At 53.4% G+C, this 14,982-nt stretch carries 16 protein-coding genes; 8 read left to right on the top strand and 8 right to left on the bottom strand.

Translation table 11 applies throughout. The annotated features are described in order from the left end of the window. Window positions 1-10: 10 nt before the first annotated feature. The 5 genes from L4D79_RS28315 to def all read right to left on the bottom strand — a co-directional run bounded on the left by L4D79_RS28315 (window position 11) and on the right by def (window position 5,903). Complete coding sequence (locus L4D79_RS28315; RefSeq protein WP_428656900.1) at window positions 11-1,456, bottom strand: TrkH family potassium uptake protein; 1,446 nt, start codon at window positions 1,454-1,456, stop codon at window positions 11-13. Between the two features lie 8 nt (window positions 1,457-1,464). After that, window positions 1,465-2,841: a Trk system potassium transporter TrkA gene (gene trkA, locus L4D79_RS28310; protein WP_428656897.1), complete on the bottom strand. Its 1,377-nt coding sequence runs from the start codon at window positions 2,839-2,841 to the stop codon at window positions 1,465-1,467. A 188-nt stretch (window positions 2,842-3,029) separates the two neighbouring features. Beyond that, window positions 3,030-4,310, bottom strand: coding sequence for a 16S rRNA (cytosine(967)-C(5))-methyltransferase RsmB (rsmB, locus tag L4D79_RS28305; RefSeq protein ID WP_428656895.1), 1,281 nt, complete (start codon window positions 4,308-4,310; stop codon window positions 3,030-3,032). A gap of 97 nt (window positions 4,311-4,407) precedes the next feature. Further along, window positions 4,408-5,352, bottom strand: coding sequence for a methionyl-tRNA formyltransferase (gene fmt / locus L4D79_RS28300; protein WP_428656892.1), 945 nt, complete (start codon window positions 5,350-5,352; stop codon window positions 4,408-4,410). 29 nt (window positions 5,353-5,381) lie between these two features. Beyond that, window positions 5,382-5,903 (bottom strand): peptide deformylase, encoded by a 522-nt coding sequence (def, locus tag L4D79_RS28295; protein ID WP_428656890.1) that lies wholly within the window; start codon window positions 5,901-5,903, stop codon window positions 5,382-5,384. 262 nt (window positions 5,904-6,165) lie between these two features. On the opposite strand from def, the gene L4D79_RS28290 reads away from it, so the two are divergent. The 4 genes from L4D79_RS28290 to L4D79_RS28275 are packed head-to-tail and all read left to right on the top strand — an operon-like array spanning window position 6,166 to window position 9,449. After that, window positions 6,166-7,272, top strand: a complete 1,107-nt coding sequence (locus L4D79_RS28290; RefSeq protein WP_428656887.1) for a LysM peptidoglycan-binding domain-containing protein — start codon at window positions 6,166-6,168, stop codon at window positions 7,270-7,272. Between the two features lie 8 nt (window positions 7,273-7,280). After that, window positions 7,281-8,375, top strand: coding sequence for a DNA-processing protein DprA (gene dprA / locus L4D79_RS28285; RefSeq protein WP_428656885.1), 1,095 nt, complete (start codon window positions 7,281-7,283; stop codon window positions 8,373-8,375). 2 nt (window positions 8,376-8,377) lie between these two features. After that, complete coding sequence (locus L4D79_RS28280) at window positions 8,378-8,851, top strand: DUF494 family protein (RefSeq protein WP_428656882.1); 474 nt, start codon at window positions 8,378-8,380, stop codon at window positions 8,849-8,851. A gap of 40 nt (window positions 8,852-8,891) precedes the next feature. Beyond that, window positions 8,892-9,449 carry a DNA topoisomerase family protein gene (locus tag L4D79_RS28275; RefSeq protein ID WP_428656879.1) on the top strand — a complete coding sequence of 186 codons (558 nt, stop codon included), beginning with the start codon at window positions 8,892-8,894 and terminating at the stop codon, window positions 9,447-9,449. 77 nt (window positions 9,450-9,526) lie between these two features. Here L4D79_RS28275 and L4D79_RS28270 read toward each other — a convergent pair whose 3' ends face one another. Together L4D79_RS28270 and purE are read right to left on the bottom strand one after the other, a co-directional pair. Further along, complete coding sequence (locus L4D79_RS28270) at window positions 9,527-10,642, bottom strand: 5-(carboxyamino)imidazole ribonucleotide synthase (RefSeq protein ID WP_428656876.1); 1,116 nt, start codon at window positions 10,640-10,642, stop codon at window positions 9,527-9,529. Further along, window positions 10,642-11,130, bottom strand: a complete 489-nt coding sequence (gene purE, locus L4D79_RS28265) for a 5-(carboxyamino)imidazole ribonucleotide mutase (RefSeq protein WP_428656874.1) — start codon at window positions 11,128-11,130, stop codon at window positions 10,642-10,644. Before purE ends, L4D79_RS28270 begins: the two co-directional genes overlap by 1 nt. 199 nt (window positions 11,131-11,329) lie before the next feature. Between purE and tsaC the strand changes: the two genes are divergently transcribed. The 4 genes from tsaC (at window position 11,330) to L4D79_RS28245 (ending at window position 13,993) form a co-directional block, all read left to right on the top strand. Continuing rightward, window positions 11,330-11,887, top strand: coding sequence for an L-threonylcarbamoyladenylate synthase type 1 TsaC (tsaC, locus tag L4D79_RS28260; protein WP_428656871.1), 558 nt, complete (start codon window positions 11,330-11,332; stop codon window positions 11,885-11,887). Between the two features lie 10 nt (window positions 11,888-11,897). Then, window positions 11,898-12,803, top strand: a complete 906-nt coding sequence (gene hemF / locus L4D79_RS28255) for an oxygen-dependent coproporphyrinogen oxidase (RefSeq protein WP_428656868.1) — start codon at window positions 11,898-11,900, stop codon at window positions 12,801-12,803. Window positions 12,804-12,899: 96 nt separating this feature from the next. Further along, a complete protein-coding gene (gene aroE / locus L4D79_RS28250; RefSeq protein ID WP_428656865.1) occupies window positions 12,900-13,721 on the top strand; it encodes a shikimate dehydrogenase in 822 nt (273 codons plus the stop codon). A gap of 8 nt (window positions 13,722-13,729) precedes the next feature. Further along, window positions 13,730-13,993, top strand: coding sequence for a DUF1488 family protein (locus L4D79_RS28245; RefSeq protein ID WP_428656862.1), 264 nt, complete (start codon window positions 13,730-13,732; stop codon window positions 13,991-13,993). A gap of 2 nt (window positions 13,994-13,995) precedes the next feature. Here the strand turns inward: L4D79_RS28245 and L4D79_RS28240 are convergent, their stop codons facing one another. Next, window positions 13,996-14,535, bottom strand: a complete 540-nt coding sequence (locus L4D79_RS28240) for a gamma carbonic anhydrase family protein (RefSeq protein ID WP_428656859.1) — start codon at window positions 14,533-14,535, stop codon at window positions 13,996-13,998. Between the last annotated feature and the right edge of the window lie 447 nt (window positions 14,536-14,982).

Below are 14,982 nucleotides of genomic sequence, written 5' to 3'. Positions count from 1 at the left end.
GTCGCTGCCGCTAGTCGCGCCAGAACGCCGGGAAGAACACCACCAGCACGGTCAGGATTTCCAGTCTTCCCATCAGCATACCCAAGCTCAATGTCCACTTGGCCAAGTCGGGCAAGGTCGCAAAGTTGCCGGTCGGACCGATCACACTGCCCATGCCTGGGCCAACATTGGCCACTGCTGTGACGGCGCCGGTGATACTGGTAATCGCATCGAGCCCCTGCATACCGAGAACGGCGGCAACCACGACGATGGTCAGGACAAAGGTCAGGGCAAAGGCCACCACGGAACGAACGATACCGTCGGTAACCGGGCGGCCGTTGTAACGCTGGATGAATACCCCTGACGGGTGGATCAGCTGCATCATCTGTTTGCGCAGCAGGGCAAAAGCGACCTGGAAGCGGAAGATTTTGATCCCCCCTGACGTTGACCCCGAGCACCCACCCACCAACATAATGAAGGCAAACACGATCGTTGGGAACGGCCCCCAGGCGGTAAAGTCATCCAAACCGAAGCCGGTGGTCGTGACCACCGAAATGATGTTGAACAGCGAGACCCTGAACGCATCAATGAAGCGGTAATCTAATTGCCAGGTCAGCCACAGCGCCACGGCAAGACCAGCGGCGAAAACCAAGAGGGTGAACCCTCTTACCTGGGCATCGCTTAATAAGCTGCGGGCTTCCCGTTTGCGCAGCGCCTGGACAAACAGCAGGAACGGTAAACCACCGGCAAACATAAACACAATCGCTACCCAGTGGGCACTGTTCGAGAAGTGATTCATCGATCCGTCCGAGGTCGAATAGCCTCCGGTCGACAAGGTAGTAAACGCATGGTTAATCGCATCGAAGGTATTCATCCCCGTCAGCAGGTAACCGAGGAAGCACAGGCCGGTCAGGCTGAGGTAGACATTGACGATATTCTTGGCCACGCTCTTGGTCCGTGGTGAGCTTTTATCGGACCAGTCGGAGGATTCAGTCTGGAACAGGCGCATACCACCGACATTGAGCATCGGCAAGATAGCGACCCCCATGACGATAAAGCCGATCCCGCCGAGCCACTGCAAGGTGGAACGCCAGAGCAAGATACTCGGCGCCATATCATCCAGTCCGCTGAGCACGGTCGAGCCGGTGGTGGTGATCCCCGACATGGTCTCGAAGTAGGCATCGGTGAAGCTGATGTGGTTAATAAAGACAAACGGCAAGGCCGCAAAGGCACTGGCAATGGTCCAGACCAGCGTGGTGATCAGGAACATATCCCGCACCCCGAGCTTGAACTCGCTGGTCCGGCCGAATGTCAGGCACAGGAAAGCCACCACATGGGTGATTATTACCGCGGTGGCGAAGTCGATAAATCCTTCGGTTCCGGTGGCGAAGGCCACCAGAGTCGGGACATACATGAACAGGGCGATCTTGGATAAGACCAGCCCGATCACGAACATAATGGGACGAAAGTTGACCATGTTGGCTACTACAGGAAGAACGGACTAGGTTGGAACAGGCGTTCGACGTCTGGGATATATTTCTTATCGACCAGGAACATCACCACGTGATCATTTTGTTCGATCACTGTGCGGTCATGGGCAATAAGCACTTCCTCACCGCGGACAACTGCACCGATGGTGGTACCCGGCGGGAGTTTGATCTCACCAACGGCCTTGCCAACCACCTTGGAGGTGCTCGAGTCACCGTGGGCAATCGCCTCGATAGCTTCGGCAGCCCCGCGGCGTAGCGAGGAAACGTTAACGATATCGGCTTTGCGGACATGGGTCAGCAAGGCTGAAATAGTCGCTTGCTGTGGCGAAATCGCAATATCAATGGTGCCGCCCTGAACGAGGTCGACATAGGCCCCGCGTTGGATCAGCACCATGACTTTCTTGGCACCCATCCGCTTGGCCAGCATAGCTGACATAATGTTGGCTTCATCATCGTTGGTGACGGCAATGAATACGTCGATTTGTTCTATGTGCTCTTCGCTCAGTAATTCCTGATCGGACGCATCGCCACAGAAGACAATGGTATTTTCCAGCATCTCGGACAGGTTTTCGGCCCGTTCGGGGTTACGTTCGATCAGTTTGACACTGTAGCTCTGTTCCAAACGACGAGCCAGACCGGCACCGATGTTACCCCCGCCGACAATCATCAGGCGTTTGTATGGCTTCTCGAGGCGCTGGAGTTCACTCATCACGGAGCGGATGTGATTGCTGGCGGCGACAAAGAAGACTTCGTCATCGGCTTCGATAATCGTCGTGCCGCGTGGGCGGATTGGCCGGCCTTGGCGGAAAATGGCTGCAACCCGGGTGTCGACGTGCGGCATATGCTCACGCAGTGCTGACAGGGCGTTGCCGACCAGTGGACCACCGTAATAGGCCTTGACGGCAACCAGGCCAACTTTGTCCTCGGCAAACCCGACTACCTGCAAGGCTCCCGGGTATTCGATCAGGCGTTCGATATAGCCGGTCACCAGCTCTTCCGGAGCGATCAGATGATCGACCGGTACGGCATCAGACTGGAACAGTTGGTCTTTTTCCTTGAGGTATTCCGGCGAGCGGATACGGGCCACCCGGTTCGGGGTGTTGAACAAGGTAAAGGCGATCTGGCAGGCGATCATATTGGTTTCATCGGAGTTGGTTACCGAAACCAGCATGTCGGCATCCTGTGCCCCGGCTTCGCGCAGGGTGCGGGGATGGCTGGCAAAGCCCTGTACGACACGCAGATCATATTTGTCTTGCAGCTCGCGCAGGCGCTCAGGGTCCTTATCGACGATAGTAATATCGTTGTTCTCGCCAACCAAGTTTTCGGCTAGGGTACCACCGACCTGTCCGGCGCCGAGAATGATAATTTTCATAGCATATGCCTGATTAATAGAATCGTTGTAGGTTACTACGCTTCGGGATAAGGGTCATGCAGAACTCTGCTCATTTAGAATAACTTAGTTTTCAGCGATAGAAAGACTGACCGCTGAATTATCGGCATAACGTCCCGAAATGTTAACAAAAAAACGGAACTTGAAGGTCAAGTTCCGTTGTCGGTTATTTAGCTCGCTTTGCGCATAACGGCGTAGTAGAAGCCGTCCATATCCTGTTCGCCAGGTAATATCTGGCGGCCGGGTTGCTGGCGGTCGCTGCCGATCAGCTCAGCATCAGCGGTGCGGTCAAGGAACGCTTTGACCTGTTCGCTGTTTTCCTGCGGGGTGATCGAGCAGGTGGCGTATACCAAGGTACCGCCCGGCTTGAGCTGCTGCCACATCGCATCGACGATTTCCGACTGGAGCTGGGCCAGAGCGGCAATGTCATCGGCACGGCGCAGCCACTTGATATCCGGGTGGCGGCGGATCACACCGGTGGCCGAACACGGGGCATCCAGCAAGATACGGTCGAACTGCTCGCCCTGCCACCATTTATCCGGGTAGCGGGCATCGGCACACAATACCTGAGCGGTAAGGTTCAGGCGTTGAAGGTTGTCATGGACTCGCTTTAGACGGTTGTCATCACAATCGATAGCCACCACTTGGGTATCCGGTTGGCGCTCCATGATATGGGCGGTCTTACCGCCAGGTGCTGCGCAGCAATCAAGGATCAGTTCACCCGCTTGTGGTTGGAGGTATTCAACCGACAGCTGGGCGGCTGCATCTTGCACCGATACCCACCCATCGGCAAAGCCCGGCAATTTGCTCACATCGCACGGCGCGTGGAGCTTAAGGGCATCCGGCGCTTCGCTGTGGATATCAGTCTCGATACCGGCTTCGTCAAGCAATGCGCGGTAGGCATCGCGGCTATGGTGCTGGCGGTTGACCCGCAGCCACATCGGTGCCTTGGTGTTGTTGGCCGTGGTGATGCTGTCGATCTGCTCAGGGTAACTTGCCTTGAGAAGCTTAAGCAACCAACCCGGGTGGCCGTAACGGCCGGCATCATGGCTGATGGCTTGTTGGTCTAGGCTTTCTTGCTGGCGCTGGTAGTTCCGCAAAATGGCATTGATCAGGCCGCGAAGCTGGGGTTTTTTCAGGTTCTTGGTGGCATTGACCGTTTCGGCAACCGCCGCATGGGCCGGAATGCGCATGTAACCCAGCTGGTATAGCCCGACAAGAATAAGGTGGTGGAAGACGCGCTGTTTGCCCTTGAGCGGTTTGTCCATCAGTTGTTGGGTTACCGATTCAAGGCGTGGAAGCCAGCGCAGTACGCCATAGCAGATCTCTTGGAGCAGCGCATGGTCGCGCTCTTTGATATCTTGTTGGGCAGCCGGCAGTGCGGTAGAAAGAGACTGGCCCTGATCAACCACTTGATAGATAACCTTGGCTGCTGCAGCTCTTACATTCATGCAGATTTCCTGATGTATTGACCTAACGTCCGTCGCTTATTGCGGTGGAGGCAGGTTGAAAAAAGTAAGGCCAGTGCAAGCACTGGCCCTTGGAAGGTTACAGTACCGTGCCGGGTTCGAACCATTCGCGGCGCGAGTTCAGCAGGTCTTGTGCCTTCATCGCTTTTTTGCCCGGCGGCTGGAGCTCGGTCAGGCGCAGTGCCCCTTGTCCGGTCGCCACCAAAATCCCCTGCTTGTCCGCAGCGAGAACCGTGCCCGGTGCCTTGCCTTGGTTATCGGCTTCGACACTGCCTTGCCAAACCTTCACATTCTGCTCGGCGACGGTGAAGTAGCTCATCGGCCATGGGTTGAAGGCTCGAATGCAGCGTTCGATGTGGGCGGCATCATCCGTCCAGTTGATGCAGGCTTCCTCTTTGCTCAGCTTCTTGGCGTAGTTGGCTAGCGCATCATCTTGTTTTTCCGCCACGGCTTTGCCGTCGGCAATATCGGCCAGGCAATCAACCAACGCAACTGGGCCCATTTCGGCCAGCTTCTCGTACATCGAAGCGCTGGTATCGATCGGCTCGATCGGCAAGGTGGCAATTTTTAGCATGTCACCGGTATCTAGGCCAATATCCATCTGCATGATGGTTACGCCGGTTTCGGCATCACCCGCCCAGATCGAACGTTGGATCGGGGCTGCACCACGCCAGCGTGGCAGGATAGAGCCGTGGACATTGATACAACCCAGTTTCGGGGTATCCAGCACCGCTTGTGGCAACAACAGACCATAAGCCACTACCACCATGATGTCGGCATCGAGTGCTGCCAATTCTTGCTTGGCTTCGTCTGACTTGAAGTTCTCCGGCTGGTAGACCGGGATATCGTGCTCAAGGGCGATGTGCTTCACCGGGCTGGCAGTCAGCTTTTTACCGCGTCCTGCAGGGCGGTCAGGCTGGGTGTAAACCGCAATGACATCGTGCTCCGAAGACAATAACGCCGCCAAGTGACGGGCGGCGAAATCCGGAGTACCTGCAAAAACAATTTTCAAAGGTTTGCTCAAGGTAGCGTCCTTAAAATCAGGTGGGCGAATTAGGCGTTATCCGCGTGTTTTTCGTTGTAGCGCTTGATCTTCGCTAGCTTGTCTTGAATGCGCTTACGCTTTAGTGGCGACAGGTAATCGACAAACAGCTTACCTTCTAGGTGGTCAAGCTCATGCTGGACACAGATAGCCAATAAGTCGTCGGCGTCAAATGTGAACTCTTCGCCGTCACGGTTCAGGGCTTTTACCGTGACTTCCGCTGCACGTGGCACAAGGGCACGGGCACCGGGAACAGACAGGCAACCTTCTTCGATGCCGTCTTCACCGCGCTTTTCGATGATTTCCGGGTTGATCAGTACCATTGGCTCATTGCGCTCTTCCGACAGGTCGATCACCACGATGCGCTGGTGGAAGTCCACCTGAGTGGCTGCCAGGCCGATCCCTTCTTCGTCGTACATGGTTTCCAGCATGTCATCGACAAATTTCTGGATCTCTGGAGTCACGGCTTCGACAGGTTTGGCAACGGTGCGCAGGCGCTCGTCAGGGAATGTTAATACTTGCAATAAAGACATAGATACTCTTTTTAAAAGACAGTACTGATAACAGGGATCGTTTAATTGTTCTAATTCTAGTCATTTTAAAAGGCAAATAATAGTACCCCGTTGCATGGGCCTTATCTGTCAGCTGTCGGCTACCGCTTGGTAAATTGCAACCGCGCTGCCGGAAAAAGTGAAGCCTGCCGAAAACTGTGGGCGAACTGACACAGTGTTCTGGACACTGCGCAAGGTCAGTGACAGCCTGACAATTTAAGCCTAGCAGCCGTGTGGGGGGATGATGAAGCAGTGGAAAAAGGTGTCTTGGTGGGGGATGTGGCTGGCCGTCGCCAGTATGGGCGTTGCCGTGTACGCTCAACCTCCTGCGCTTAGCGTTAAAGCAGAAGCGCCAGCTGTTTATACCGTTAAGAAGGGAGATACCCTCTGGGATATTTCGGCGTACTATCTGGCCAGTCCCTGGCGCTGGCCAGAGCTATGGCAGAGCAACCGTAATACGGTGGCTGATCCCCACTGGATTTACCCCGGTGACCAGCTTCACTTGCATTTTGTTGACGGCCAGCCCCGTTTGCTACGTAAACCGCTGCGCTATTTGTCGCCCAAGATAAAAGTGACACCCAAACCGGTGACCACTTTGCCTGCTGAATTGCTCTTGCCTTATTTAGCTGAGGATAAGCTACTGGTGGAGCAGGAGCGGGATAATCTGCCCCATGTGATTGGTGACAGCCTGGCGCAGGGCTATATTGCCAGAGGGGAGACGGTCTGGGTCGATATGCCATTGGTTATCGGTGACCGCTGGGGAGTTTACCGGCCTTCATCCCCCCTGGAACGCACGTTGCCATCAGGGGAAAAAACAATAATATCGAGCCTGAAAGAAGTCGCCCGTGGCGAAGTGGTGCGTGCCACCAACACAACCAGTGCCGTCGTGTTGACCGATGCCTACCGGGAAGTTAAGCCCAATGATGTACTGCTTCCTACCCCGTTGCCTAGACATGAAGGGGCAATGAGCTTCTCTCCCTCTCCTTCCCCGGCGTCAAGCGAAGCCGAGGTCGTCGCCAGCATGGGGGGAATGGCATATATCGCGACCCATGAGGTCGTTGTGCTCAACCAGGGCCACCTTGATGGCCTCGAAGCTGGGCATGTGCTTAGCGTCATTCGGCCTGGCGCGGGTTATACCGGTGACAAAGGCCGTTATGAGTACAGTGACCCGGATAGTCCACTGTTATCGTCTTCGCTTTTTCCTTCTTCGGAATCAGGGCGTTTGCAAGATATCTTGATTGGTGAGGTGATAGTGATCCGTCCTTATGAGTATTTCAGCCTCGCCGTGGTGACTCGGGCAACCGAGCCTTTCAGGGTGGGGTCGCGCGTCGTGTCACCCCTGAGAGGTTAAGCGGTACAATGTCATCGCTTAGCGATTGGCTTGCCTTGGCCTCCACGCCACAGCTTGGCGGTGTTCGTATTGGCCGCCTGTTGGAGCATACCTCGCCTGCTGAGCTATGTGCGATGTCCGAGCGGGAGCGGACTTTACTCGGACTGAACAAGCGTCAATGTCAGCACTTGGCATTCCCGCCACAGCAGCGTATCGACCGCTGTCTCGCTTGGCACCAGCAGCCCAACCAGCAGATCATCCCCCTCGACTCCCCGCTTTATCCGGCTTTGCTCAAAGAAATCCCGTCTCCCCCTCCTTTACTGTTTGTCCGCGGTGAGATGCGTTGGCTGCACGAACCACAGCTGGCAATTGTCGGCAGCCGGGCGGCCAGTATTGATGGTTTGGAGGCGGCCGGAGAGTTTGCCGCTGCCATGGTGGCGGCGGACTACGTCGTGACCAGTGGCTTGGCGTTGGGTATTGATGGGCGAGCCCATTACGGTGCGCTGAAAAATGGTGGTGCCACGGTGGCGGTATTAGGCTCTGGGCTTGACCGTATTTATCCCGCTAAACACCGAGAGCTGGCCGGTACGATTGCCGAACAAGGCGCACTGGTATCGGAGTTCTGGCCCGATGAATCACCGCGCCCTCAGCACTTTCCTCGGCGTAACCGGGTGATCAGTGGGTTGTCAGTCGGCGTATTAGTGGTTGAGGCGGAGGAAAAAAGCGGATCTTTGATCACCGCCCGTTATGCATTGGAGCAAGGACGCGATGTTTTTGCGGTGCCCGGTTCGATCCATAGTCCAATGAGTAGAGGGTGCCATGCGCTGATAAAAAGCGGTGCTAAATTAGTAGAATCGCCGGTCGATATCTTTGAGGATGTCGGAGTACTGACAGAGTGCGCAAAAAGTAGCCAGTCAGTTCATTGTGTCCCACAACCTGAAAATGAAAAATTGCCATTTCCAGCGCTGTTGGCTAACGTAGGCAATGAGGCAACACCCGTAGATGTAGTTGCTGAACGCAGCGGGCTACCCGTTCATGAAGTCATGATGCAGTTACTTGAATTGGAATTGCAGGGAATGGTCGCTGCTGTACCAGGTGGCTATGTCAGAACGAGGAGGGGCTAGTTATGATGGATATCCTAATGTACCTGTTTGAAACCTATATCCACAGCGATGCGGAGCTCATGGTTGATCAGGATGAACTTTCTGAAGAGTTGCTTCGTGCTGGTTTCCACCAGGAAGATATTTACAAGGCGCTAGAGTGGCTTGAAAAGCTAGCGGCCCTGCAAGAAACCGAAGAAACCCCATATATGAACACCAGTTCAGTGACCGCTATGCGTATCTATACGGCGCAAGAAATGTCACGGCTGGATATCACTTGTCGGGGGTTTTTAACCTACCTAGAGCAAATTCATGTGCTGGGCGCCGATACCCGTGAAATGGTCATTGACCGGATAATGGAGTTGGAAACCTCAGACTTTAACCTTGATGATCTGAAATGGATCATTTTGATGGTTCTATTCAATGCACCGGGCAATGAAAGCGCCTACAGCCAGATGGAAGAGCTGCTGTACGGCATGGAAGATGGCTACATACACTAAAACCGTGTAGGTGGGTTGTTACTGAAGATGATTGAGTCGTATGTCTGGAAAAATTAACCCCCAGCTGTTTAGTGCCCATGAGCACGCGCTAGAACATGATAAATTATGCCCTGAATGCGGTTCGCCGTTGGCCATGCGTCATGGTAAGCGCGGTCCTTTTCTGGGCTGTACCAATTACCCGGCGTGCGAATATATCAAGTCCTTAGCCCACAATGACGGTCATATCGTCAAGCATTTGGGTCAGCCTTGCCCTGACTGTGGCGAGGAGTTGGTGTTGCGCCAAGGTCGTTACGGTATGTTCATTGGCTGTAGTGGTTATCCACAATGCCACCATATTGAATCGCCAGAGAAAAAAGCCGAGTCGACTCAAGTGCCCTGCCCGCAGTGCCAGAAGGGAAGTCTTATCGAGAGAAAGTCACGCTACGGCAAGGCGTTTTATGCCTGTGATCAGTATCCGGGCTGTCGCTTTGCGGTTAATGCCAAACCGGTGGAAGGCCAGTGCCAGACATGTGGCTTTGGTCTGTTGATAGAGAAGAAACTGGCCAGCGGCACCAAGCTGCAATGTGCCGACCGACGTTGCCATGCATACCAGGAGTAAGCACGGTTAGGGTAAGCCGCGAACTTTAAAACAAAGCCAGCATCATGCTGGCTTTGTTGTATCAGGCGCTTGCTTAACTAGCGGGTTAAGGCTGGGAACGCTGTCGGGTCGAGGTGGGCGGCGATCGTACTTAGTGACTCAGCCAGTTTCTCTTGGGTATCAGCACAGACATTGATATGCCCCATCTTGCGGCCTGGGCGTTTTTCTTTACCATACCAGTGAATATGGCACTGGGGATGGCTTAGCAAAGCGCTTGGCAAGCGGTTTTCACCAAGGATGTTGATCATTGCTGTCGGACGCAGCAGTGCAGTGCTACCCAATGGTAAACCGGTCACGGCACGTAAATGGTTTTCGAACTGGCAGGTCTCGGCACCTTGTTGGGTCCAGTGACCAGAATTGTGTACCCGTGGTGCGATTTCGTTGACCAGCAGTTTGCCGCCGACATCAAAGAACTCAATCGCCAATACACCGACATAATCCATTGAGTCAGCCAGTGAGCGGAACATCGCTTCGGCTTGGCTTTGCAGGGCTTCGTTACCGGTCAGGGCAACTGACAGGCTCAGCACTCCCTCAGTGTGGGTGTTTTCTGCCAGTGGATATACCGAGATCTCCCCGTTTTTACCGCGGGCACCGACCAAGGAAACTTCACGATCAAACGGGACGAATTCTTCGGCAACGATCGCTTGGTTGTCGGTCTGGGCCATGCATTCCGCCATCTCAGGCCAGATTTTATCGGCATCTTCACGCTGTTTCAGGCGCCACTGTCCTTTGCCATCATAGCCACCCAAGGCACTTTTCAATACCATCGGCAGACCAACGGTGTCCATCGCGGTATCTAAATCCTCACGGCTGTTGATCTGGTGGTATGTGGCGTTCGCCACCCCGGCACTATCGAGCAATGCTTTTTCAAGGCGGCGGTCACCGCCAGCCTTGATAGCGTCAGTGGTCGGCAGAAACTTACCGCTCTGCTGGCAGATATCCAACACTTCGTGGGGGATATGTTCGAATTCTGCGGTGATCACATCGGAATACGTGATAGCCGTGTTGAGTCCTTTCAGCATGACCTGCTGGGTCAACGGATGCACGACATTGCCAGTACCGACATCATAAGCAAAGACTTCGATGTTCAGTGGTGCGCCAGCAAGTGACATCATTCGGGCGAGCTGCCCGGCACCCAGTACCAGTACTTTCATTATGCTTCCTCGGCCGGGTTCGGGTTGGCCAGAATGCTATCGGTCTGCTCTTTGCGGAATGCATCGATAGCGGCCATGACCGTGTTGTCTTGGGTGCCGATGATTTGCGCTGCCAGTAGGCCGGCATTGGCAGCACCAGCATCACCGATAGCCAAGGTGCCGACAGCGACGCCTTTTGGCATCTGGACAATCGACAGCAGTGAGTCCATCCCTTTCAGGGCGCGGGACTGAACCGGTACCCCAAGGACAGGTAGGCTGGTAAAGGCGGCTGTCATACCTGGTAAGTGGGCTGCGCCACCGGCACCAGCAATGATCACTTTGATACCGCGTTGTTGCGCTTGCTCTGCGTACTCAGCCAAGAGGTGCGGAGTACGGTGAGCTGAAACGACCTTGGTTTCATAAGCAATGTTGAAGCGGTCCAGCATTTCAGCTGTATGCTGCATGGTCGGCCAATCTGACTTTGAGCCCATGATGATCCCAACTTTCATCCCGATCTCCTTTGGGGTAACTAAACGGTGAGGTATTAATGCATGTGCCGCGCATTATACGAGTATTTTTTGCGAAGGAAAACGTTTGCGTCGGGTAAATTGCAACAATGATTAACGAGCATGGAGTTGTTAGTAAGGAGTCGGTAAGATAGGTAAACAGAACGTTACAACTGACGTCAGTCATTTCAAAGAGGTACCTGTGGAGAACCTTAGCCAAGTGGTTGCTGCCCTCCGGCAGCAGGATGTTATTGCTTACCCAACCGAAGCTGTCTTTGGTGTGGGCTGCGATCCTGATAGTGAAACAGCCGTCAACAAGCTGTTGGCGCTCAAGCAGCGCCCGATTGAAAAAGGCCTGATCCTTATTGCAGCTAATTACGAACAGCTGGCTCCCTATATCGATGACAGTGCCTTGAGCGAAGAGCAGAAAGCCCGAATTTTTGCCTCCTGGCCGGGACCGGTAACCTGGGTTATGCCAACGAAGTCAGGTGTCCCGCGTTACTTGACCGGGCAGTTCGACACGATTGCGGTGCGAGTAACCGATCATCCTCAGGTGCAACAGCTCTGCCTTGCCTTTGGTAAGCCTCTGACCTCAACCAGTGCCAACCTGACAGGCCAAGAGCCCGGACGTACGGTTGCCGATGTTGAAGCCCAGCTTGGTAATCAATTATCAGCGATTTTGCAGGGTGAAACCGGAGGGCGAAACAACCCTTCTGAAATCCGTGATGCCATTACCGGCAATATTTTCCGCCAAGGATAGGATTGAAATCATGCAACAAGTAAATAAAGAAGCCGTCAAAGCCTTTTTACTGGATCTGCAAGATAGGATCTGTAACGCCGTTGCCGAGCAGGACGGGCAAGCGGGTTTCGAGCAAGATGAGTGGCAGCGTGAGCTAGGCGGTGGGGGCCGCAGCCGGGTATTACGCGAAGGCCGTATCTTTGAGCAGGCCGGTGTAAATTTCTCTCATGTGTTCGGTACAAAGATGCCAGCATCTGCGACGGCGCACCGGCCTGAACTTGCTGGACGTAGCTTTGAAGCGATGGGTGTATCACTGGTGATCCACCCGCGTAACCCGTATGTGCCGACCTCTCATGCCAATGTACGGTTCTTCATTGCTGAGAAGGAAGGTGAAGAGCCGGCCTGGTGGTTTGGTGGGGGCTTTGATTTGACGCCGTTCTACCCGTTTGAAGAAGATTGCCAGCATTGGCATGATACCGCCAAAGCGCTGTGTCAGCCTTTCGGCGAGTCAGTCTATGATGAGCACAAGGCATGGTGTGATAAATACTTCTTCTTGCCGCACCGCAATGAGACCCGCGGAGTGGGTGGCCTGTTCTTCGATGATCTCAATGCTTGGGGCTTTGAAAAGAGCTTTGCTTACATGCAGGCTGTGGGTAATGGTTATTTAGATGCGTATTTGCCGATTGTCGAGAAGCGCTTCCCTATCCCTTATGGCGAGCGTGAGCGTCAGTTCCAACTCTACCGCCGCGGCCGCTATGTTGAATTCAACCTGGTATACGACCGTGGTACCTTGTTTGGCTTGCAAAGTGGTGGCCGTACCGAATCAATCCTGATGTCCATGCCTCCCCTCGCCCGCTGGGAATACAGCTACACCCCTGAGGCGGGAACCCAGGAAGCTGATCTTTATGACAACTACCTCAAGCCCCGAAACTGGTAAGGTGGCTGAAAGGGTTTGAGTCCTTGAATCTGCAGTGATAGGGTCAGTAGAAATACTGGCCCTTTTTATTGGTTTGAAAACACGGAACCCCGGCAGATGGATAAGTATGTTGTTTTTGGCAACCCGATTGCCCAGAGTAAATCCCCTTTTATTCACACTCTCTTTGCTCGTCAGACTGGGCAGGACATGCGCTATGAAGCGCAACTGGCGCCGGTTGACGGCTTTAAAGAAGCGGCAGATACATTTTTTACTGCTGGTGGCCGTGGTTGCAATATCACGATGCCCTTTAAAGAAGACGCATTTGCCTATGCCAACCAGTTGACTGAACGGGCTCGTCTGGCGGGTGCTGTTAATACCCTGAAGAAACTCGATGACGGCGTTATTCTTGGTGACAATACCGACGGTGAAGGCCTGGTTCAGGATCTGATTCAGCACAGTACTTTACTTGAGGGGCAAAGGGTTTTGCTTATCGGTGCGGGGGGCGCGGCTCGTGGGGTGGTATTGCCTCTGTTGGCACAGCGTGTCGCATCGTTGACTATTGCCAACCGGACAGTAGCCAAGGCAGACGCCTTGGTTGAATTGTTTTCATCCCATGGCAAGGTACAAGCAATGGCTTTGTCCGAGCTTGAGGGGGAACAGTTTGACGTTATCATTAATTCTACCTCGGCAAGCCTCAGTGGTGAGTTGCCTGGGATCCCCGCCTGTTTGATCCGTCCAGAAGTGACATGCTACGACATGGTTTACGGTGCAGAGCCGACGACTTTCAATGTCTGGGCCAGAGAGCACGGCGCTCGGGTAACGTTGGATGGCTTGGGGATGCTAGTCGGCCAAGCGGCAGAGAGTTTTATGTTATGGCGTGGTATTCGGCCTGGGGCGAAACAGGTGCAGAATGAACTGCGCCGAACACTTCAACAATAAAGAGCATTATGAACCAAGATATTTTATTTGCTGATATCCAAATGTGGGACAGTGAGCGCCAAGCGGTAAACTTCCCCGCACAACAAGGTGGCGCACTGATACATTGCTGGGTGAGCCTAACTTGGCTAGAGAAAGAGTGCGGCCAAACACTGGCTGATGAGGCCGCTGTTCTTACGGCGTTTGTTCAATGCCGTTTTGATTTGGAAGACATCGCAGAAACCTTGATTGAAAATGAAGAGTTTAATGCCGATGGCGGTATCGACATCGCCTAACTCTATTCTTCTGCTAGGTATTCGTTTTTCAGCCTGACGTAGTTGTCTGCCGAGCCAGGAAGGAAGGCGCGTTCTTTATCGGTTAAAGGGCGCGCTTGCTTCACCGGACTGCCTATATAGAGAAAGCCACTTTTGAGCACCTTGCCCGGAGGTATCAAACTACCGGCGCCAATAATCACATCATCCTCGATAATAGCGCCATCCAGAATAATCGCGCCCATACCGACTAAAACACGATGGCCGATTTGGCATCCGTGTAGCATGGCCTTATGGCCAATTGTCACCTCATCGCCGATGAGCAAAGGGTAACCTTGCGGGTTCTCATCACTAGTGCGTGTGACATGCAGGACCGTGCCATCCTGAATATTGGTCCTTGCCCCTATCTTTATGTGATTAACATCCCCTCGGGCGGCAACCAAAGGCCAGATGCTGGCATCTTCTCCTAGCGTAATATCACCGACAAGGACGGCTGACGGATCGACATAGGCGCTGGGAGCGATGATGGGATAAGTACTTTTATAGGGACGAATAGGTGTAACCATAAAACAGAACCTTAAAAAATTAAGTTTATACCGCCAGATTAGCCTTGATGTGGTGTAAATAATATCTAAAAACGTCGCCTTTGTTTGATTACTGCGCAGTTGGGTTCGAAAGATGAATTTATTTTGAAATTAGCCTTGCCAATGTGATCGAACTCTCTATAATGCCACCTCACTGACACGGAGCACGGCAACTTAAGCCGCTAACCAATCAGTATTGTTCTTTAACAATTTGACCATGCAATCTGTGTGGGCACTCGTGAAATGATAGTCAACAAAAGAATTATCAATGAAACTGAGTGACCAATACAAATATTAAGTTTACTTATTATTTGGCACAGTCAATTCAATCATTACTTCGGTAATGGTTTAACAGTATTTCATTGAGCCAAAACTTTAATTGAAGAGTTTGATCATGGCTCAGATTGAACGCTGGCGGCAGGCCTAACA

Source organism: Photobacterium satsumensis (genome assembly GCF_050336935.1).
In the GTDB taxonomy this organism is placed as follows: Bacteria; Pseudomonadota; Gammaproteobacteria; order Enterobacterales; family Vibrionaceae; genus Photobacterium; species Photobacterium satsumensis.
The sequence above is the reverse complement of the archived record's forward strand: the minus strand, read 5'-3'. Positions and strand labels throughout refer to the sequence as shown.